A 19,111-nucleotide genomic window follows, 5' to 3' on the forward strand; every position below is an offset into this window, starting at 1 on the left:
AAGTCCGCGAGTTGGGGGGAGAAGACCCCGCCGCATGGGCGATGTGAACCGGCGCACTCTGTCAAGTCCCCGTGGACACTGCGGCGCCCCCCGGCGTACGCTCAAAGGCGTCAGAGCTGCGGTATTCAAGAAACCGCAGCTCAGGCACGCTGTACCATCAATCGAGAACTATTTACGCAGCGCACTCCGGGGTCGGTGAAAGTCCGAACCGGCGGTTACAGTCCGCGACCCGTCCGCAGCCAGCGGCCGGTTGACCAGGTGAAATTCCTGGACCGACGGTTAAAGTCCGGATGGGAGGCAGTGCGCGGCGGGCCCGCATCGGCACACCGTCACAGGTGGCGCGGATGGTCTGCCCCTCTATCCACGGGCAGTCCCGCACCCCCTGTTTCTGTATCACCCCGTTGTGGTCTACCCGCTTCTTGTCGTCCCCGACGACAGCCCCGGAGTCCGTGCCCGAAGAGGCAGGAGGACCCCGGTGGCCACCGCGACCGAAGCAGACGCGATGCGACGCGCCATCGCGCTCGCTGCTCGCGCTCTCGGCTCGACCAGCCCCAACCCCGTCGTCGGCTGCGTCATCCTCGATGCCCTGGGCCACACCCTCGGCGAGGGCTGGCACCGACGGGCCGGCGGCCCGCACGCCGAGGTCGAGGCTCTGCGCGCCGCCGCCGACGCCGGCCACGAGGTCCGGGGCGCCACCGCCGTCGTCACCCTCGAACCCTGCAACCACACCGGCCGCACCGGCCCCTGCGCCGGGGCGCTCATCGACGCCGGCATCGCCCGCGTCGTCTACGCCGTGGCCGACCCCAACCCCACCGCCACCGGCGGCGCCGCCACGCTGGACGCGGCGGGCGTCGACGTCGAAGGCGGGCTGTGCGCCGACGAGGCCGCCGCGGGCAACGCCGCCTGGCTCACCTCCGTCCTGCACCACCGCCCGTTCGTGGTGTGGAAGTACGCCGCCACCCTCGACGGCCGCAGCGCCGCCGCCGACGGCACCAGCCGCTGGATCACCTCCGCCGAGTCCCGCGCCGACGTCCACCGGCTGCGCGCCGAGGCCGACGCGGTCGTGGTCGGCTCCGGCACCCTGCGCGCCGACGACCCGCACCTGGCCGTGCGCGGCCCCCTCCCGGAGCGGGCCGCCGTCACCCAGCCGCTGCGCGTCGTCGTCGACACCACCGCCTGCATCACCGCCGAAGCCCGCGTCCTGGACGACGCCGCCCCGACCCTCGTCGCCGTCGGCGAGGACGCCGACACCGGGCACCTGCCCGGCGTGGAGATCGCACGGCTGCCCCGCGACAAGACCGGAGTCGACGTCCACGCCCTGCTCACCGAGCTCTACCGGCGCGGCGTCTGCTCCGTCCTGCTCGAAGGCGGCTCCACGCTCGCCGGCGCCTTCCTCGCCGCGGGCCTGGTCGACCAGGTCATTGGATACCTCGCGCCCGCCCTGCTCGGCGCCGGACCCGGGGCCCTGGGCGACGCCGGCATCGGCACCATCGCCCAGGCCATGCGCCTCGACATCACCGACGTCACCCGGCTCGGCCCCGACCTGCGCATCACCGCCACCCCCGTCACCACCTCCGAGGAGAGCTGAAGTGTTCACCGGAATCGTCGAAGAACTGGGCGAAGTCGTCGCCGTCGAAAACCTCGGCGACAGCTCCCGCTTCCAGCTGCGCGGCCCCGTCGTCACCGACGGCGCCAAGCACGGCGACTCGATCGCCGTCAACGGCGTCTGCCTCACCGTGGTCGACACCTCCGACGGCACGTTCACCGCCGACGTCATGGCCGAGACCCTCAGCCGCTCCTCTCTCGGCGCCCTCACCGCCGGCTCCCGCGTCAACCTCGAACGCCCCATGGCGCTCGGCGGACGCCTGGGCGGCCACCTCGTCCAGGGCCACGTCGACGGCACCGGCACCATCATCGAGCGGACGCCCGCCGAGCACTGGGAGATCGTCAAGATCGCCCTCCCGGCGGAGCTGAGCCGCTACGTCGTGGACAAGGGCTCCATCACCGTCGACGGCGTCAGCCTGACCGTCGTCGAGGCCGGCGACGACTACTTCACCATCAGCCTCATCCCCACCACGCTTGCGCTGACCACCCTCGGCCTGAAGAAGGCCGGAGACCCGGTCAACCTCGAGGTCGACGTCCTCGCCAAGTACGTCGAGCGCCTCCTGGGCGGCCGCGGCACCGAGGAGCCCGTCGCATGAGCGCCGTCGACTGGCTGGGCGGCGAGGCGTTCGCGGCCTTCGGGCAGCACGTCATCTGGTCCGACATGATCGGCAACACCATCGGCCTGGCCGCCCTCGCCCTCGGCTGGCGCCGGTCCATATGGAGCTGGCCCGCACAGCTCCTCTCCGGCCTCGTGCTCGTCGCCGCCTACGCCTCCGCCCACCTCAGCGGCGGCATCGGCAAGCAACTGCTGGTCATCGGCGTCGCCCTGTGGGGCTGGCAGCAGTGGCAGCGCGGCAAGCGCAACGCCCAGGACGGCACCCTCGCCGTCCGCTTCGCCACCGGGCGCGAGCGCACCGTGCTGCTCGCCGGCACCGCGCTGGGCACCCTCGCCGTCGGCGGCCTCTTCACCGCCGTCCCCCAGCTCTCCTGGAACCCCTGGCCGGACGCGTACATCTTCGTCGGCACCCTCGCCGCGATGGTCGCCCAGGCCCGCGGGCTGGTCGAGTTCTGGTTCGCCTGGCTGCTCGTCGACGTGGTGGGCGTCCCGCTCGCCTTCACCAGCGGCCTGGCCTTCTCCGGCTTCGTCTACATCATCTACCTCGCCCTCGTCCTGTGGGGCATGCGCGACTGGTGGCTGCGCTCGCGCACCGCCCGTACCGGCGCCGAGCGCGCGCCCCTCTCGGAAGGAGTCACGGCATGACCGCCCTGCAGACCTGGTACGGCACCGACGACGGTGACGTCATCACCCTCGACCCCGTCGAGCGCGCCATCGCCGACATCGCGGCCGGCCGGCCCGTCGTCGTCGTGGACGACGCCGACCGCGAGAACGAGGGCGACCTGATCGTCGCCGCCGAGAAGGTCACCACCGAGATCGTGGCCTTCATGATGAGCGAGTGCCGCGGCCTGATCTGCGTGCCGATGGAAGAGCCCGACCTCGACCGGCTCGACCTGCCCCAAATGGTCGAGCGCAACACCGAGTCGATGCGCACCGCCTTCACCGTCTCCGTCGACGCCACCCGCGCCCACGGCACCGACACCGGCATCTCCGCCGCCGACCGCGCCACCACCATCCGCCTGCTCGCCGACCAGGCCGCCGTCCCCGGCGACTTCGTCCGCCCCGGACACGTCTTCCCGCTGCGCGCCAAGCCCGGCGGCGTCCTGGTGCGCAACGGCCACACCGAGGCCGGCGTCGACCTCGCCCGCCTCGCCGGGCTGCGCCCGGCCGCCGCCATCGTGGAGATCGCCGGCGAGGACGGCGCCATGCTGCGCCTGCCCGAGCTCGTCCCCTTCGCCCGCAAGCACGGCCTGTCGATCATCTCCATCGAGGACCTGATCGCCTACCGCGAATCCTCCGAGCCCACCGTCCGGCGCGAGGCCGCGACCCGGCTGCCCACCGCCCACGGCGACTTCCGCGCCTACGGCTACCGCTCCACCCGCGACGGCGTCGAGCACATCGCGCTCGTCGCCGGAGACCTCGGCGACGGCGAGGACGTCCTGGTGCGGGTCCACTCCGAGTGCCTGACCGGCGACGTCTTCGGCTCGCTGCGCTGCGACTGCGGCCCGCAGCTGCAGGCCTCCCTCGAACGGATCACGGCCGAGGGCCGCGGCGTCGTCCTCTACCTCCGCGGCCACGAGGGACGCGGCATCGGCCTGCTGCCCAAGCTGCGCGCCTACGAGCTGCAGGAGGGCGGCCGAGACACCCTCGACGCCAACCTCGACCTGGGCCTGCCCGCCGACGCCCGCGACTACGCCGCCGGGGCGCAGATCCTCACCGACCTCGGGGTGCGCTCCCTGCGGCTGATGACCAACAACCCCGACAAGACCGCCGCCCTGGTCCGGCACGGCCTCAAGGTCACCGGCCGCGAGCCCATGCCCGTACAGGCCGGCGAGCACAACCTGGGCTACCTGCGCACCAAGCGCGACCGCATGGGCCACGATCTGCCGTGGCTGGACACCGACCGCGTGTCCGCCTGCGGCAACCAGTGATCAGAAACCGACCGAGGAGACGAAGAGACGTGAGCGGCAAGGGCGCCCCCGAGCTGAGTGTGAAGAACTGCCAGGACCTGCGGGTGGCCGTGATCGCCGCGCAGTGGCACGAGAAGGTGATGGACGGCCTCGTCGACGGCGCGCTGCGCGCCCTGCACGAGCTGGGCATCGACGAGCCGACGCTGCTGCGCGTCCCCGGCAGCTGGGAGCTGCCCGTCGTCGCCAAGGCCCTCGCCGGCCGCGGCTACGACGCGGTCGTGGCCCTCGGCGTGGTCATCCGCGGCGGCACCCCCCACTTCGAGTACGTGTGCCAGGGCGTCACCCAGGGCCTCGCCCAGGTCTCCGCCGACAGCGGTGTCCCCATCGGCTTCGGCGTGCTCACCTGCGACACCGAGGAGCAGGCCCTGGACCGCGCCGGACTCGACGGCTCGGCCGAGGACAAGGGCCACGAGGCGGTCACCGCCGCCGTCGCCACGGCCGTCATCCTCCGCTCGGTCGCGGAGCCCTGGCACTGACCGGTGCCGGGACCGGCGTAGGGTAGGACCACCATGTCCAAGAAGACGTTCGAGGAGCTCTTCGTCGAGCTCCAGCAGAAGGCCTCCGGCGACCCCGCCACGTCCCGCACCGCAGAGCTGGTGGGCAAGGGCGTCCATGCCATCGGCAAGAAGGTCGTCGAGGAGGCCGCCGAAGTGTGGATGGCCGCCGAGTACGAGGGAGCCGAGGCCACGGCCGAGGAAATCTCCCAGCTCCTGTACCACCTTCAGGTGATGATGGTGGCCCGGGGCATCTCCCTGGACGACGTCTACGCCCACCTCTGACCGGCCCCGCGCCGGTCACACCGTCACCGACCCCATCCCCACGCACGAAGGAAACCGACCTCATGCTGCGCATTGCCGTCCCCAACAAGGGTTCTCTCTCCGAGCCTGCGTCGGCGATGCTCCATGAGGCCGGCTACCGCCAGCGCAAGGACCGCAGGGAGCTCGTCCTCGTCGACGCGGCGAACGAGGTCGAGTTCTTCTTCCTGCGCCCCCGCGACATCGCCGTCTACGTCGGCTCCGGCAAGCTCGACATTGGCATCACCGGCCGCGACCTGCTGCTCGACTCCGGCTCCCGGGCCGAGGAGATCATGCAGCTGGGCTTCGCCGGGTCGACCTTCCGCTACGCCACCCGGCCCGGCACCGCCAAGGACGTCTCCGAGTTCGGCGGGATGACGATCGCCACCTCCTTCGCCGGCCTGGTCACCAAGCACCTCGCCGACAACGGCGTGGACGCCTCCGTCGTCCACCTCGACGGGGCCGTGGAGACCGCCATCCAGCTGGGCGTCGCCGAGGTCATCGCGGACGTCGTGGAGACCGGCACCACGCTGCGCAACGCCGGGCTGGAGATCATCGGCGAGCCGATCCTCAAGTCCGAGGCCGTCGTGATCCGCCGCACCGGCGCCCCGGCCGACGACCCCAAGGTGCAGCAGTTCCTCCGCCGCATGCAGGGCGTCCTCGTGGCCCGCCGCTACGTGATGATGGACTACGACATCCGCGTGGAGCACGTCGAGCGCGCCGTCGCCCTCACCCCGGGCCTGGAGTCGCCCACCGTCTCCCCCCTGCACCACGAGGGCTGGGTCGCGGTCCGCTCGATGGTCCCGGCCAAGGACGCCCAGCGCATCATGGACGAGCTGTACGAGCTCGGCGCCCGCGCCATCCTCACCACCGGCATCCACGCCTGCCGCCTCTGACCGGCGCACCTCCGACCGGCGAAGTGCCCGACCGCGAAAGAACGTACGACGTGCCCACCCCCGTGCCCTCCGGCCTCCCCGAGCTGCCCGTCACCTTCCGCCCGACCCGCACCAGGGTCGTGCTGCTGAGCATCGGCGCCGCCCTGCTCGCCGTGCTCACGGTGCTGTCGCTGATGCTGGAGGCCTTCACCACGGGGGACCGGGCCACCTTCATCGGCACCGGGCTCCTCGTCTTCGGCGTGCTCGTGCTGCTCAGCCGCCCCAAGGTCGTCGCCTCCGACGAGGGGGTGACGGTGGTGAACCTGACGACCAGCCGGAAGCTGGCCTGGGCGCAGATCGTCCGGGTCAATCTGCGGGCCGGCGACGCCTGGGTGCACCTCGACCTCTCCGACGGAACGAGCCTGCCGGCCATGGGCATCCAGCCCGGCATCGCCAAGGACCAGGCCGTCGCCGACGCCCGCGCGCTGCGCGCCCTCGTCGAAGCGCACGGCACCGCGGGCTCCGCCACCTGACGGGCGCCGCGGCCCCGCACGGGGTGCTGGCCGCCCCGGACGCCACTTCCTTGATTACTCTGGTGCCACGGGCACACACGTGCCCCGCCCCTGCCGGGGCACCTGCGAACCGAGGAGTGACGTACTCCGGCAATGGACGGATCGTCCTGTAGTACCTGCGCCGCCCCCTACCGCGAGGCGGCGTCATGAGTATCACCGTGTCTCTGCTGCTGCTTGCGGCAGCGCTGCTCCTGATCCTGGCGAACGGCTTCTTCGTCGCCGCCGAGTTCGGTCTGGTGACCGTCGAGAAGCCGGAGGCCGAGCGGGCCGCGGCCGACGGCGATCCCCGGGCCCGGACCGTGGTCGCCTCCCTTCGTGAGCTCTCCTTCCAGCTGTCGGGCACCCAATTGGGCATCACCATCACCTCCTTGGTGGTGGGCATGCTCGCCGAGCCCGCGCTGGGCAGCCTGCTGACCGGCCCCTTCACGGCGGCCGGGCTGCCGGGCGGCGCCGCACCCGGTGCGGCCGTGGTGACCGGCATGCTGGTGGCCTCCGCCGTACAGATGGTCATCGGCGAGCTGGTGCCCAAGAACTGGGCCGTCTCCCGGCCGCTCCAGGTCGCGCGGTTTGTCGCCGGCCCGCAGAGCGCCTTCTCCCATCTCTTCCGCCCCGTGATCACCCTGCTCAACACGGTCGCCAACCGGCTGGTGCGCGCCCTGGGCGTGGAGCCCGCCGAGGAGCTGGCCTCCGCCCGTACCCCCGGCGAACTGGTCTCCCTCGCCCGGCACTCGGCCCGGGCCGGCGCCCTGGAGCAGGACACCGCCGACCTGTTCGTGCGGACCCTCTCGCTCGGCGGCCTGACGGCCCAGCACGTGATGACGCCCCGGGTGAAGGTCAGCGCCCTGCAGTCCACCGCGACCGCCGAGGACGTCCTCAACCTCACCCGCGCCACCGGCCTGTCCCGCTTCCCGGTCTACCGGGAGCGGCTGGACGAGGTCGTGGGCATGGTCCACCTCAAGGACGCCCTCGCGGTGCCCGGCCACGACCGGCTGCGCACGCCCGTCGGGCGGATCGCCGTGGCCCCCATGCTCGTGCCCGAAACCCTGCCCGTGCAGCCGCTGCTGGAGCGGCTGCGCAGCGAGCAGCCGATAGCCGTGGTCGTCGACGAGTACGGCGGCACGGCCGGGGTGGTCACGCTGGAGGACATCGTCGAAGAGCTCGTCGGCGAGGTGCGCGACGAGCACGACGCCGCGGACGCCGACCGGCCGGAGCTGGCACCGGTCGCCTGTGAGGACGGGCGCTCCGCGTGGGACGCCGACGGCGGCTGCCGGGTCGACGCGCTGCGGCGCATCGGCCTGCAGGCGCCCGACGGCCCGTACGAGACCGTCGCCGGTCTCGTCGCCGACCTGCTGGGACGCATCCCCGCCGCCGGGGACACCGCCGAGCTGCCCGGGTGGCGGCTGTCGGTGCGCCGGGTGGGGCACCACCGGGCCGAGCGGGTGCGGATCGTCCGTGCGGAGGCCGCCAAGGCGATCGTGGGGGAGCAGCGATGAGCCTGCTGCAACTCCTCTTCGCCGTGTTGCTGGTCCTGACCAACGGCTTTTTCGTGGGTGCCGAGTTCGCCCTGGTCTCCGTGCGGCGGAGCCAGATCGAGCCGAAGGCCGCCGAGGGCTCGGGCCGGGCCCGGACCGTCCTGACCGGACTGGAGAACCTGCCACAGATGATGGCGGCCGCTCAGTTCGGCATCACCGTCTGCTCGCTGACGCTCGGTGCGGTCGCCGAGCCGACCGTGGCGCGGCTGCTGGAGCCCGCCTTCCACGCGGCCGGTCTGCCCGAGGGGCTGATCCACCCGCTGGGCTATGTGATCGCGCTGGCCCTGGTGGTCTTCCTGCACCTGGTCATCGGCGAGATGGTGCCGAAGAACCTGGCGATGTCGGCCCCCGACCGGGCGGCGCTGTGGCTGGGCCCCGGGCTGGTGGCGTTCGCCCGGGTGTGCCGCCCGGTGACCCGGCTGCTGGGCGCCTGCGCCCACGGTGTCCTGCGGCTCTTCCGCGTCGAGCCCAAGGACGAGGTGGAGGCGGTGTTCACCAGCGAGCAGCTCAACCGGCTGGTCGAGGACTCGCTCCAGGCCGGCCTGCTGGAGCCCGAGCAGCAGGAGCGGCTGGAGGACGCCCTGGGGCTGGGCAGCCGCCCGGTCACGGACGTCCTGCTCGATCCCGCCACGCTGGTGACGGTCGATCCTTCGGTGACGCCCCGGCAGGTGGAGGAGCTGACGGTGCGCACCGGATACTCGCGCTTCCCCGTCCGCGCCCCCGGCCGCGGCGGCTCCTTCATGGGCTATTTGCACGTCAAGGACGTCCTCGACTTGGAGGACCGGGACCGGGCCGTGCCGCAGCGCGTCTGGCGGCGCGTGGAGACGCTCCGCGCCGAGCTGCCGCTGGACGATGCGCTGACGGTGATGCGCAGGGCCGCCGCCCACCTGGCCGCGGTGACCGACGCGTCGGGGCGGGTGCTGGGCCTGGTCGCCCTGGAGGACGTGCTGGAGATGCTGGTGGGCGAGGTGCGGGACCCGGCGCACCGGGACGTTCCGGAAGCGCGGGTGCCGAGGGAGCGGGGCGTGGTGGTGCCGGGCTGAGCGCGGCGCCCGCCGTCAGGGCGACGGGTCCTGGGGGTCCCGCGCGTCGCCCTGGCGGCGGTGCGGGGAGCCCCAGCCCGGTCCGGAGAGCACCTCTCCGTAGGCCTGCATCAGATCCGGCAGCCGCAGTGTCGCGAGGTCGTCGCGCGTCGGCGTCCCCGCGTATCCCGACAGCCGCAGATCCCGGTAGGCGCAGCTCTTCTCGTACAGGGTGCGCAGGAAACGGCCGTTGCCCAGCTCGTCGATCCAGCCCTGCTCGACGACGTGGCCGCTGATGCTGCGCAGCTCCTCCAGCGCTTCCTCGTCCCAGCTGTCGCCGTTCTCCGCGGCGAGGACCTCGCCGATGCTGGTGAGTTCGGAGGGGCGGTAGCTGGGGAAGTCGACCCGTGTGGTGAAGCGGGAGCCGAGTCCGGGGTTGGCGGCGAGCAGCCGGTCCATGCCCTCCGGATAGCCGGCGAGGATGACCACCAGCCGGTCGCGGTTGTCCTCGGCGCGTTTGAGCAGCACCTGCAGCGCCTCGTCGCCGTAGGCGTCGCCCTTGCTGTAGCCGGAGTTGGACAGGCTGTACGCCTCGTCGACGAAGAGCACCCCGCCGAGGGCCGAGTCGATCAGCTCATTGGCCTTGACGGCCGTCTGGCCCAGGAACTCGCCGACCAGGTCGGCCCGCTGGGCCTCCACCAGGTGGTCGCCGCCGAGCAGCCCGAGGGCGTAGAAGACCCGGCCGAGGATGCGGGCGACCGTGGTCTTGCCGGTGCCGGAGGGGCCGGAGAAGACGAAGTGGCGCTTGGGGGGCTGGACCGGCAGCCCCTGCCCGGCCCGCAGCCGGGCCATGTGCAGCTGCGCCGACAGCGCCCGCACCTGCCGCTTGACCGGCTCCAGGCCCACCATCCGCTCCAGCTCGGTCAGGGCCTTGGCCAGGAGGACGGGATCGGAGCGGCCGGGCAGCGGCTGGGATCCGGGCTGGGCGGGGAGGCGGAACTTCTCGCGCACCCCGTCCGCCTCCACCGCGGTGCTGCCCGCCGGTTCGAGGCCGGTGCCGGTGAGTACGTCCCGGCCCTCCAGGGGGTCGGCGGCGCTCAGGGCCTCGCTCTCGCCGCCCGGGTCCGGGCCTTCCGGCGACGGGCCGCCCAGCGGTACGGACGTCAGGTCCACCGGGTCCCCCAGGCCGTCCCCGTCCGCGATGGCGGTCAGTCGGGCCGAGGTGTCCATGAACGCGGGGTCCACGCGGTGCACGGCACGGTAGAGCGGCAGGGCGGCGGCGCTGCGGCCGGTGCCCTCGTGGGCACGGGCCAGCCAGTAGCGCAGCTCCTTGCGCTGCGGCTGTTCGCTGCGGCAGCGCATCAGCGCGGCCGCCAGCAGCGGTTCCGCCTGCCCGTACATCTCCAGGCGCACCCGGGCCATCCCGCCGAAGAGCCCGGCCTCGATGCCGAGCAGCGGATCGTCGAGCAGCTGCTCGGTGTGGCGCACGAGCTGGTCCCAGTCCTTGACCAGGTAGGCGCGGCAGGCGTGCAGGAAGCGCACCTGCGGGTCGGTTTCGACCGGCGGGCAGCCCGCGAGCGCCCGGTCGAGCTCGGGCACGTGCCGGCCGTCGAGCCAGTGAGAGGCATGGGCGAGCAGCAGATCGCGGCTGCTCTCCAGCACCGGCTGTACCCACCAGCCCAGCCAGTACCAGGAGTTCAGCGGCCGCCGGTGGCGGGCGCGCTGTTCGCCGAAGCGGTCGCGGTGGCGGAACATCCGCAGCAGCGCGGTGGTGGTGTCGGCGCGCAGCGCGTGCAGGCCGAGCCAGGCGTCGGCCATCCCCGGGTCCACCCGGACCGCTGCCTTGAACTCCTCTTCGGCCTGTGCGTACGCGCCCATGGTGTAGGCCTCGACGGCGCGCAGCCAGGCGAGATCGGCCGGGGCGGGTGGGCCCTGCATGCCGAGATCCATCACGTCCCCCACAAACCTGCCCCCGTAGCGTGCCGTGCGCCGGGCGAGTGCCTTGGCCGCGCCTTTCCGAACATCTGTACTGTGGACGGGAGTTGACCAGCGTGCCGACGTGCCCGCCGGGGTGCCTCCCCGATGGGTGCGCCGCCTCGCATCGTACCTGCGCGAACGGTGTCGGCCGAAGGGTGCGGGGGGTGCTGTTCGCGGCGCGAACGCGCTCCGGGGGCAGTGGAAAAAGCGATCCGGAGAGTGGTCACCCAGGGTGACGCGGCGGAGGGATCAGGGGGAACAAAGCCCCCGAATCGACGGGCGGCGGACAGAACGAAGCCCCCGATCACGGGGGAACAACCGGGGGCTTCGCGTCTGCAAGCAGCCTCATCGGGCCGCACATTGAGAACGTAAGTCCTGTACGCCCCCCGGGTCAAGCCGAGTTGGGGCAGTAGGCGGGGATCGTTCGCCCTCGGACGGCATGCGGGCGGTGAACGCTCACGGAGCGTAAGCCGGGGGGTAGGTCAGTCGGTTTTCCGAGGCCCCGGGAGCAACTCGTACCCCTCTGGCCTCTCCAGCACCAGGAGTTCGGCATACGGCCGCGTGGGGTCGGTAGTGAAATGTTCGCGCTCCGCGCGCTTCCAGCCGTCCCAGAAATCGGTCAGTCCGGGGCCGTCGCGGAGTTGACCCCTTTCCCAGGAGCCCTCGTGGGTCAACTCCATCCACAGCAGGCACGCCAGATGGGGCCTCAGCTCCCGGCGGCCCGCGCCCACGCCCTCCACCAGGACCACCGGTGCCGGCTCCAGCACCCGCTCGTCTGTGAAGCGCCGCGCCACCCAGTCGTACACGCGGTACCGGGCGGGCTCCCCGCACGCGAAGGGCGCAAGGATCCACTCCCGGAGCCGCCCGGTCCACTCGAACAGCTCCTCGTGCGTCGCCAGGTCGTCCAGATGCAGTACGGGCGCATCCCCCAATGCCGCCGACAGCCGTCCGCTGAACGTGGTCTTCCCCGACCCCGCGTGCCCGTCCACGGCGACGAGCCGCACCGGCCCGACGGACGGCGGCCGCGCCCGCAGCCGCCGGGCGAGGGCGTTCAGGGTGCCGGGGGGTTCGGGTGCGCCGGGCGGCGCGGGAGGCCGGAAGCGATCGTTCACCGGACCACCCTAGGGGCGCCCGCGCCCGGACCGGCATCGCGGACGCGCCGTGCGGGAATCACTGGCCGTGGGCCACCGCAGCGGCGATAGTGGTCCGGCTGTACCGGGCCGGGCCCGCGCTCGCCGCCCCGTTCGCAGCGCCGCCCGTCCGGCTCGATCCAGCCCCATCCACTTCACGACTGGGGGACCACCGTCATGTCCAGCAGACCCACGCCCCGCCGCACCGTGCTCGGCGCGGCCCTCGCCGTCACGGCCGCCGCCCCCCTCGCCTCGGCCACCTCGGCCTTCGCGGCCGCCTCCGGCGGCGGACCCGGCCGGTCCCCGGCGCCCGTCGACTACCGCGCCTGGGCCACCTATCCCCAGTGGTCCAGCGGCAAGGGGGCGGGCACCCGGGTCGTCGGCGAGACCCGCCCCGGCCTCGTCATCCACCGCCCCATCGGCACCTTCCGCTACACCGATCCCCATACGGACTCCACCGCCACCTGGGAGTACGCCACCTGGCTCTCGCCCGTGCACACCCTGCCCGCGCCCGCGAGCGAGGTCGTCGTCTCCTGGAACGCCCGCACCCCCGCCGGCACCTGGCTCCAGACCGAGCTGCGCGGCAGCTACACCGACGGCACCCGCACCCCCTGGTATGTGATGGGCCGCTGGACCTCCGGCGACGGGCCCGGCGACATCCGGCGCACCTCCGTCGACGGGCAGGGCGACAAGAAGAGCAGCGTCTCCACCGACACGCTCGCCGTCGACGACCGCGCGAGCGGGCTGCGCATCGCCTCGTACGAGCTGCGGCTCACCCTCTTCCGCAAGCCCGGCACCGACCGCACCCCCCAGGTCTGGCGGCTGGGTGCCATGGCCTCGGACGTGCCCGACCGCTTCACGGTGCCCGCCTCGCGGCCGGGGGAGGGCGCCGGGCACAAGCTGAGGGTGCCGCGCTACTCGCAGGAGATCCACAAGGGTCAGTACCCCGAATACGACAACGGGGGCGAGGCGTGGTGCAGCCCGACCTCCTCGCAGATGGTCGTCGAGTTCTGGGGCCGCCGGCCCACCGCCGAGGACCTGCGCTGGGTCGACCCCTCCTACGCCGACCCCCAGGTCTGCCACGCCGCCCGCCACACCTACGACTACCAGTACCAGGGCTGCGGCAACTGGCCCTTCAACGCCGCCTACGCCGCCACCTACGCCGACCTGCAAGGGGTGGTCACCAGGCTGCGCTCGCTCGGCGACGCGGAGAAGCTGATCCGCGCGGGCATCCCCGTGATCACCTCGCAGTCCTTCCTCGCCTCCGAGCTCGACGGAGCGGGCTACGGGACGGCGGGGCACCTGATGTGCGTGGTGGGCTTCACCGCGGACGGGGACGTGGTGGCCAACGACCCGGCGAGCCCCTCGGACGCGGCCGTCGAACGCGTCTACAAGCGCCGCCAGTTCGAGAACATCTGGCTGCGCACCAAGCGCCACAATGTGCAGGGTCAGGTCAAGAGCGGTTCGGGAGGCGTGTGTTACCTCTACTTCCCGGTCCGCCCGACGGCCCGCCAGGTGCGGGCGCTGGCCTCGGTGGGGGTGCGCTGACGGGCCTTCGGCGGTCGGCGCGGTCCTTCCGTGCCGGCCGCCGCCCCGCGCCGCGGGCCCCCCGCGCATCGCGCATACGGGCCCCATGTGATCATTTGCAGCAGTGGCCACCGATGTGATCGATATCGTGACCATCGACGCATCCTGCCCCGGGGGAATTCGCAGGCGACACCCGGGGCGAACGAGATGCATGTCACGTACACGGGTGGTTTCGAATCGCCCCGCAGGACACACCCGCTGGAGGCGATGGTGAACAGTGGCCGAATGCGGATCGCCCATTTCCGCTTGCTGCTTCCATTCGAACGAACGATCAGTAGCCTCTGCTCAACACACCTGCGATGAGCTGGAGACACAGTCTGATGGAGCGTCCCACCCGGGCCTCTCAAGGCATCGCCCCGTCCGCGCCGAGCGTGTCCCGCATCCGCGACCGGATGGTCGGTTCCCGGTCGGTGATGCGCCCGGAGCGGGATTTCCCGTGCACCACCGCCGGGTTCGCCGACTCCCGTGACGGTTACTCTGGCCACCGCGCACCACACCGCCCTGACGGTCGGTTCGGCGCGTGCCACCGGCTTGACGTAGCCGGTGGGGAAGGCGTTGATGCCCGCGACAGGGGTGCCGGGGTGGGGCGGAAACCGTGAGTCGAGTGTCCAGTGGCAGAATGCTGTCCGTGAACCAAACCGCAGACCCGGTTTCGTACAGTCCCGTGGCGGCCCGTGGCCCCGATCCGCGGGCCGATCGGTTGCTGCGGTTCGCCGCCATCTGGAGCCGGGCGGTCCACCCTGCCACGAACGGCGCCATGACCCGCACCGAGTTCGAGCGCTACCTGGTGCCGCTGGCGGGCGTCCTCCGCGACACGCTGGGCGCCCGGCCCTTCGACCCGCGGCCCGCCGCCGAGGTCGGCGTCGCCCTGGTACGGGCGCACTGCACCGACCCCGACGCCCTGCCCCTGGTCCTCAGCGTCATCGACGCCTACCTCGTGCTGTACTGCCCGCCCGCCGGCGTCTCCGCCGAGGAGAGCCGGGCCCGCTGCGCCCGTCTGCAGCACGCCGTGGCCGCCGGCTTCGCCCGCGCACTGCGCGAGCGCACCCTCGCCGAGCAGGAAACCGTCGCCCGCGCCGCGCTCGACGCGCAGGCCCGCGCCGAAAAGGCCCTGCACAGCAGCGAGGCCCGCTTCCGCGCGGTCTTCGAGGGCGCGGCCGTCGGCGTCGGCATCGCCGACCTCGACGGCCGTATCACGGACGTCAACAACGCACTGATCCGGATGTTCGGCGGCTCCGAAGGCCGGGCGACGGGCCGCAACGTGGGCGAGTTCATCCACCCCGAGGACTCGCCCGAAGTGTGGGGCCTCTACCGCGAGCTGGCCCGCGGCGACCGCGACCACTACCGCGTCGAGAAGCCGTACTACCGCGCCGACGGCAGCGTCCTGTGGACCGACCTCTCCGTCACCCTCCTGCGCGACGCCGCCGGGCGGCCCCAGAGCCAGCTCGCGCTCATGGAGGACATCACCGAACGGCGGCTGCTGCACGAGCGGCTGCGCTACGAGTCCACCCACGACGCCCTCACCGGCCTGCCCAACCGCACCCTGTTCTTCGAGCGCCTCGACCGGGCCCTCGCACCCGGCGGGGACGGCACCCGCTTCGGCCTGTGCTACCTCGACCTCGACGGCTTCAAGGCCGTCAACGACAGCCTCGGGCACACCGTCGGCGACCGGCTGCTCGTCGAGGTCGCCGAACGGCTCCGCTCCTGCGCCGCCGGCCCGCACGAACTGGTGGCGCGGCTCGGCGGCGACGAATTCGTCGCCCTGATCACCGAGCCGCCGACCGCTGCCCCGACGGACACCTCCCAGGCGCCCGCCGGCCCGGCCGGCCTCGCCCGGCGGATGCTGGCCGCGCTCTCCCAGCCCGTCCACCTCGACGGCCACGACCTCTCCATACGGGCCAGCATCGGCATCGTCGAGGGCGCGGCGGGCGAGAAGGGCGCGGCCGAGGTGCTGCGCAGCGCCGACATCACCATGTACCGGGCCAAGGCCGCGGGCGGCAATCGCTACGAGCTCGCCGACGCCCGGGCCATCGCCCGGCACAACCTCACCAACTGCCTGCCCACCGCCCTGGAAAACGGCGAGTTCTTCATCGAATACCAGCCACTCGTGCGCCTCGCCGACGGCACGGTACGGGGCGCGGAGGCGCTCGTACGCTGGCTGCACCCGGTGCACGGCGTGCTCGGGCCGGACCAGTTCATCCCGCTCGCCGAGAACACCGGACTGATCGTGCCGCTGGGCCGCTGGGTGCTGGAGGAGGCCGCCCGCCAGGCGCGCGCATGGCGCAGCGACGGCGAAGGCCCGATGCGGGTCAACGTCAACCTCTCGCCGTCCCAGCTGCGCTGCCCCACCCTGGTCGCCGACACCGTCGCCGTGCTGCGCAACGCCGGCCTCGACGCCTCCGCGCTGTGCCTGGAGGTCACCGAGAACGCCCTGATCGGCGCCGACGAGAAGGAGCTGCGCCCGCTGCGCGAACTGGCCGACCTCGGCGTCGACATCGCCCTCGACGACTTCGGGACCGGGTACTCCAACCTCTCGTACCTGCGGCGGCTGCCCGTGAGCACCCTCAAGCTCGACCGGTGCTTCACGCGCGGCATGCAGCAGGCCCCGGCCGACCCCGTGGACGTGAAGATCGTCGAGGGCATTGTGTCGCTGGCCCACACCCTCGACCTGTCGGTGACGGTCGAGGGCGTGGAAACCGGAAACCAGGCCGAGCACCTGCGGTTACTTGGCTGCGATACGGCTCAGGGCTGGTACTACGCGCGGCCCGGCCCGCCGGAGCGCCTGCACACGCTCTCGCTGGCGGACGCTGCGTCCTGACCGTCCCGACTGCCCTGACCGTCCAGGGCCCGTGCTTCCTCGTCCGTCAGCAGGCGGGAGCGGATGAGGAAACGCACGCCTTCGGGGGCCTCGACCGAGAAGCCGCTGCCGCGGCCGGGCACCACGTCCACGGTGAGGTGGGTGTGGCGCCAGCGTTCGAACTGCTCGGCCGACATCCAGAATCCGACCGGTTCGGGGAGGGCGTCGACGCGGAGCTCGGCGAGCAGGACGTCGGAGCCGCCCGTACGGAACTCGCCGCGGGGGTAGCACATCGGCGAACTGCCGTCGCAACAGCCGCCGGACTGGTGGAACATCAACGGTCCGTGCTTGGCGGTGAGGCGACACAGGAGCTCTGCCGCAGCGGGGGTGAGGGCGATGCGGGAATAGGGGGTGTTGCCGGTACCGGCGTCGTTCTCGGGCTTGTTCGGGGATAAGTGCGGATTCATGAAATGTCCTCCTCGTGGTCCTGGGGACGACAGCCTGCCCCGGCCGCACGCTGATCGCCAGGTCCCGCGGCCGGTGCGAACGGCCGGCGGCCGTCCCATCGGACCCGGCCTCCGAGGTCCACGGTGCCGTCGTGGTGAAACCGGGTCAGGATGCTTGAGCCGCCGCCCTGCCGGACGGTGAGGGAGCGCCCGAGCTCGGCGGTCAGGGCGAGCGCGGCGGCGCCGGTCGCCTCGTCCTCCACGACGTTGTCCCCGCGGCGGGGGAAGCCGCGGGCCCGCACCCGGCCGGCGCCCTCGTCCTCCCAGGCCCAGGCGTACAGCCAGCCGTCCCCGGGCGGGGGCGCGGGCAGCGCGTCGACCTCCGCGACGGTGCGGAACTGCTCGGTCCGTCGCCCCGTGGCCCACTCGGCCCGGGCCCGGATCCACGACGCCTCACCCTCGGCCCAGGCCGCCACCTCGCCCACGGGGGGCCGCAGCACCGGCACGTCCTCCCCTTGCCGCCGCAGCAGCCATGCCACTCCGACGAGCGGATGCCCGGCGAACGGCAGCCGCGCGCCGGGTGTGTAGACGTCGACCAGCCCGGTGCGGGCGTCGTCGACGAACAGGCTCTCGCTGAAACCCCATTCGGCGGCGAGACCCTGCCGCATTTCCTGTGGCACGGTCCGTCCTTCCCGGACGACTCCCAGCGCATTTCCGCCCCGGCCGTCGGGTCCGACGAATACGTTCACCACGTCGAGTTCGTACATGGCGCCGATTGAACCACCGGGGGTGGGGAGGGGCGGCCGCATATTCAGTGGTGATTGGGCGAAGCCGGCACGAGAATGCCGGGTATGCCTTCGTCTCCATCGCCTTCGCCGTACCACCACCTTGTGGAGCAGCACACCATCTTGTCGGTGGTCGCCGGATCGAGGGCCTTCGGGCTGGCCACGGAGGGTTCGGACACCGACCGGCGGGGCGTGTACGTGGCACCCACGGAGGATTTCTGGCGGCTGGACAAGCCGCCGGCTCATGTGGAAGGCCCGCTGCCGGAGCAATTCGGCTGGGAGGTCGAGCGATTCTGCGAGCTGGCCTTGAACGGCAACCCCAACATCCTTGAGGTGCTGCACAGCCCGCAGATCGAGCAGTGCACCGAGCTGGGAAACGAACTGCTGGCGCTGGCCCCGGCTTTCCTCTCCCGCCGCGCGCACCGGACCTTCGGCCGCTATGCGCAGTCGCAGTTCGGCAAGGCACAGGCCCACCGGGAACGTCACGGCGAGCCACGCTGGAAGCACGTCCAGCACCTGCTGCGCCTGCTGATCAGCGGAGCCACGCTGCTGGAGACCGGAGCCCTGCACATCGACGTCGGCCGGGACCGTGACCTCCTGCTGAGCGTCCGGCGCGGCGAACTCACCTGGGAAGAGACACGCGCCTGGCACGACCGCCTGACCACCCGCCTGGACGCGGCGCTGCCGCAAAGCCCCCTGCCGGATGCTCCGGACGAGGCCCGGGTGGAGGAGTGGCTGATGTCGGTACGCCGACGCTCGCTGCGGGGGGCGGTGTTCGTGCCGTGATGCGTTCAGTCGAACCGGATGTGGCGGATGCCGGTCGCGTAGCGGCGCAGCCGTGCACGCAAGGGGCTGTCGGTATTGGGAAGCACCGTCAGTCCGGCCGAGCGGGCGATGCGGTCGGCGACTTGTGGGACGGTCAGCTGGTCGGTGTGGATGTGCTCGGCGAACTCCTCGGCCTGTAGGCGTGCGAGGCAGTCGTCGAGGCGGGCGACGGCAAAGCTCTCGTGTTTGAGGCCGTGCCCCAGGCCGCGCTCGGTCAGCCGTCGCAGGACGGTGGCCCGTTGGGCGAGCAGTGCGAAGTGGTGCACCTCGTGGCCGTCCTCGCGCAGTCTGCCGACGATCTCCGCGAAGTAGCCGGGGTCGACGAGGGTCATCGGGGCGATGACGGGCCCGTCGTGCGCGCGCAGTGTCAGCTCCAGCATGGCGTGGACGCCGTGTCGCCAGGCCGGAAGGTCCTGGAAGTCGCCGCGCAAGGCGGGCGGCAGCATGCGGTGCAGGCCGAATCCGACGTGCTCGGGGTCGCATACGACGCTGCCGGGCAGGCGCCGCCGGAGTTCGTACGCGGTCTGGGTCTTGCCGCCGCCGAAGGGGCCGTTGATCCAAAGCAGCATGGGCGGACG

The 19,111-nt window shown here is 72.4% G+C and carries 17 protein-coding genes, 1 pseudogene and 1 riboswitch; of the genes and pseudogenes, 13 read left to right on the forward strand and 5 right to left on the reverse strand.

The window, feature by feature from the left end; translation table 11 throughout:
- The first annotated feature begins 177 nt into the window (after nucleotides 1-177).
- Nucleotides 178-308: riboswitch (FMN riboswitch) on the forward strand.
- A 167-nt stretch (nucleotides 309-475) separates the two neighbouring features.
- The 10 genes from ribD (at nucleotide 476) to FHS39_RS21340 (ending at nucleotide 9,007) form a co-directional block, all read left to right on the forward strand.
- A complete protein-coding gene (gene ribD / locus FHS39_RS21295; RefSeq protein WP_343069672.1) occupies nucleotides 476-1,588 on the forward strand; it encodes a bifunctional diaminohydroxyphosphoribosylaminopyrimidine deaminase/5-amino-6-(5-phosphoribosylamino)uracil reductase RibD in 1,113 nt (370 codons plus the stop codon).
- A gap of 1 nt (nucleotide 1,589) precedes the next feature.
- Nucleotides 1,590-2,201: a riboflavin synthase gene (locus FHS39_RS21300; RefSeq protein ID WP_184351015.1), complete on the forward strand. Its 612-nt coding sequence runs from the start codon at nucleotides 1,590-1,592 to the stop codon at nucleotides 2,199-2,201.
- The gene (locus tag FHS39_RS21305; protein ID WP_184351016.1) at nucleotides 2,198-2,866 is read left to right on the forward strand and encodes a nicotinamide mononucleotide transporter family protein; all 669 of its coding nucleotides are present in this window, start codon (nucleotides 2,198-2,200) and stop codon (nucleotides 2,864-2,866) included. The genes FHS39_RS21300 and FHS39_RS21305 overlap by 4 nt, the downstream gene beginning before the upstream one ends.
- Nucleotides 2,863-4,152, forward strand: a complete 1,290-nt coding sequence (locus FHS39_RS21310) for a bifunctional 3,4-dihydroxy-2-butanone-4-phosphate synthase/GTP cyclohydrolase II (RefSeq protein WP_184351017.1) — start codon at nucleotides 2,863-2,865, stop codon at nucleotides 4,150-4,152. Before FHS39_RS21305 ends, FHS39_RS21310 begins: the two co-directional genes overlap by 4 nt.
- 29 nt (nucleotides 4,153-4,181) lie before the next feature.
- Nucleotides 4,182-4,667 carry a 6,7-dimethyl-8-ribityllumazine synthase gene (ribH, locus tag FHS39_RS21315; protein WP_045932823.1) on the forward strand — a complete coding sequence of 162 codons (486 nt, stop codon included), beginning with the start codon at nucleotides 4,182-4,184 and terminating at the stop codon, nucleotides 4,665-4,667.
- A 33-nt stretch (nucleotides 4,668-4,700) separates the two neighbouring features.
- Nucleotides 4,701-4,970, forward strand: a complete 270-nt coding sequence (locus FHS39_RS21320; protein WP_045932822.1) for a phosphoribosyl-ATP diphosphatase — start codon at nucleotides 4,701-4,703, stop codon at nucleotides 4,968-4,970.
- A gap of 62 nt (nucleotides 4,971-5,032) precedes the next feature.
- A complete protein-coding gene (gene hisG / locus FHS39_RS21325) occupies nucleotides 5,033-5,881 on the forward strand; it encodes an ATP phosphoribosyltransferase (RefSeq protein ID WP_045932821.1) in 849 nt (282 codons plus the stop codon).
- A 50-nt stretch (nucleotides 5,882-5,931) separates the two neighbouring features.
- The gene (locus FHS39_RS21330) at nucleotides 5,932-6,393 is read left to right on the forward strand and encodes a PH domain-containing protein (RefSeq protein ID WP_343069673.1); all 462 of its coding nucleotides are present in this window, start codon (nucleotides 5,932-5,934) and stop codon (nucleotides 6,391-6,393) included.
- A gap of 185 nt (nucleotides 6,394-6,578) precedes the next feature.
- Nucleotides 6,579-7,925 carry a hemolysin family protein gene (locus FHS39_RS21335; protein WP_184351018.1) on the forward strand — a complete coding sequence of 449 codons (1,347 nt, stop codon included), beginning with the start codon at nucleotides 6,579-6,581 and terminating at the stop codon, nucleotides 7,923-7,925.
- Complete coding sequence (locus tag FHS39_RS21340) at nucleotides 7,922-9,007, forward strand: hemolysin family protein (protein WP_184351019.1); 1,086 nt, start codon at nucleotides 7,922-7,924, stop codon at nucleotides 9,005-9,007. Before FHS39_RS21335 ends, FHS39_RS21340 begins: the two co-directional genes overlap by 4 nt.
- A gap of 15 nt (nucleotides 9,008-9,022) precedes the next feature.
- Here FHS39_RS21340 and FHS39_RS21345 read toward each other — a convergent pair whose 3' ends face one another.
- A complete protein-coding gene (locus tag FHS39_RS21345) occupies nucleotides 9,023-10,936 on the reverse strand; it encodes an AAA family ATPase (protein WP_184351020.1) in 1,914 nt (637 codons plus the stop codon).
- Nucleotides 10,937-11,445: 509 nt separating this feature from the next.
- A complete protein-coding gene (locus tag FHS39_RS21350) occupies nucleotides 11,446-12,018 on the reverse strand; it encodes a uridine kinase family protein (protein WP_184351113.1) in 573 nt (190 codons plus the stop codon).
- Nucleotides 12,019-12,270: 252 nt separating this feature from the next.
- On the opposite strand from FHS39_RS21350, the gene FHS39_RS21355 reads away from it, so the two are divergent.
- Both FHS39_RS21355 and FHS39_RS21360 read left to right on the forward strand, forming a co-directional pair.
- On the forward strand, nucleotides 12,271-13,641 hold the full coding sequence (locus FHS39_RS21355; RefSeq protein WP_184351021.1) for a peptidase C39 family protein: 1,371 nt from the start codon (nucleotides 12,271-12,273) through the stop codon (nucleotides 13,639-13,641).
- A 667-nt stretch (nucleotides 13,642-14,308) separates the two neighbouring features.
- The gene (locus tag FHS39_RS21360; RefSeq protein WP_343069674.1) at nucleotides 14,309-16,498 is read left to right on the forward strand and encodes a putative bifunctional diguanylate cyclase/phosphodiesterase; all 2,190 of its coding nucleotides are present in this window, start codon (nucleotides 14,309-14,311) and stop codon (nucleotides 16,496-16,498) included.
- A 20-nt stretch (nucleotides 16,499-16,518) separates the two neighbouring features.
- Here the strand turns inward: FHS39_RS21360 and FHS39_RS21365 are convergent.
- Together FHS39_RS21365 and FHS39_RS21370 are read right to left on the reverse strand one after the other, a co-directional pair.
- Nucleotides 16,519-16,944 (reverse strand): annotated as a pseudogene (locus FHS39_RS21365) (DUF779 domain-containing protein); the annotation flags it as partial.
- Complete coding sequence (locus tag FHS39_RS21370) at nucleotides 16,941-17,690, reverse strand: PhzF family phenazine biosynthesis protein (protein WP_184351023.1); 750 nt, start codon at nucleotides 17,688-17,690, stop codon at nucleotides 16,941-16,943. The pseudogene FHS39_RS21365 and the gene FHS39_RS21370, both read right to left, overlap by 4 nt.
- Before the next feature lie 75 nt (nucleotides 17,691-17,765).
- Here FHS39_RS21370 and FHS39_RS21375 point away from each other — a divergent pair, with 75 nt between their 5' ends.
- Nucleotides 17,766-18,494 (forward strand): nucleotidyltransferase domain-containing protein, encoded by a 729-nt coding sequence (locus tag FHS39_RS21375; protein WP_425507804.1) that lies wholly within the window; start codon nucleotides 17,766-17,768, stop codon nucleotides 18,492-18,494.
- Nucleotides 18,495-18,499: 5 nt separating this feature from the next.
- Here FHS39_RS21375 and FHS39_RS21380 read toward each other — a convergent pair whose 3' ends face one another.
- Nucleotides 18,500-19,102, reverse strand: a complete 603-nt coding sequence (locus tag FHS39_RS21380) for an AAA family ATPase (RefSeq protein ID WP_184351024.1) — start codon at nucleotides 19,100-19,102, stop codon at nucleotides 18,500-18,502.
- Nucleotides 19,103-19,111: the final 9 nt, after the last annotated feature.

It is taken from the genome of Streptomyces olivoverticillatus (assembly GCF_014203555.1).
In the GTDB taxonomy this organism is placed as follows: domain Bacteria; phylum Actinomycetota; class Actinomycetes; order Streptomycetales; family Streptomycetaceae; genus Streptomyces; species Streptomyces olivoverticillatus.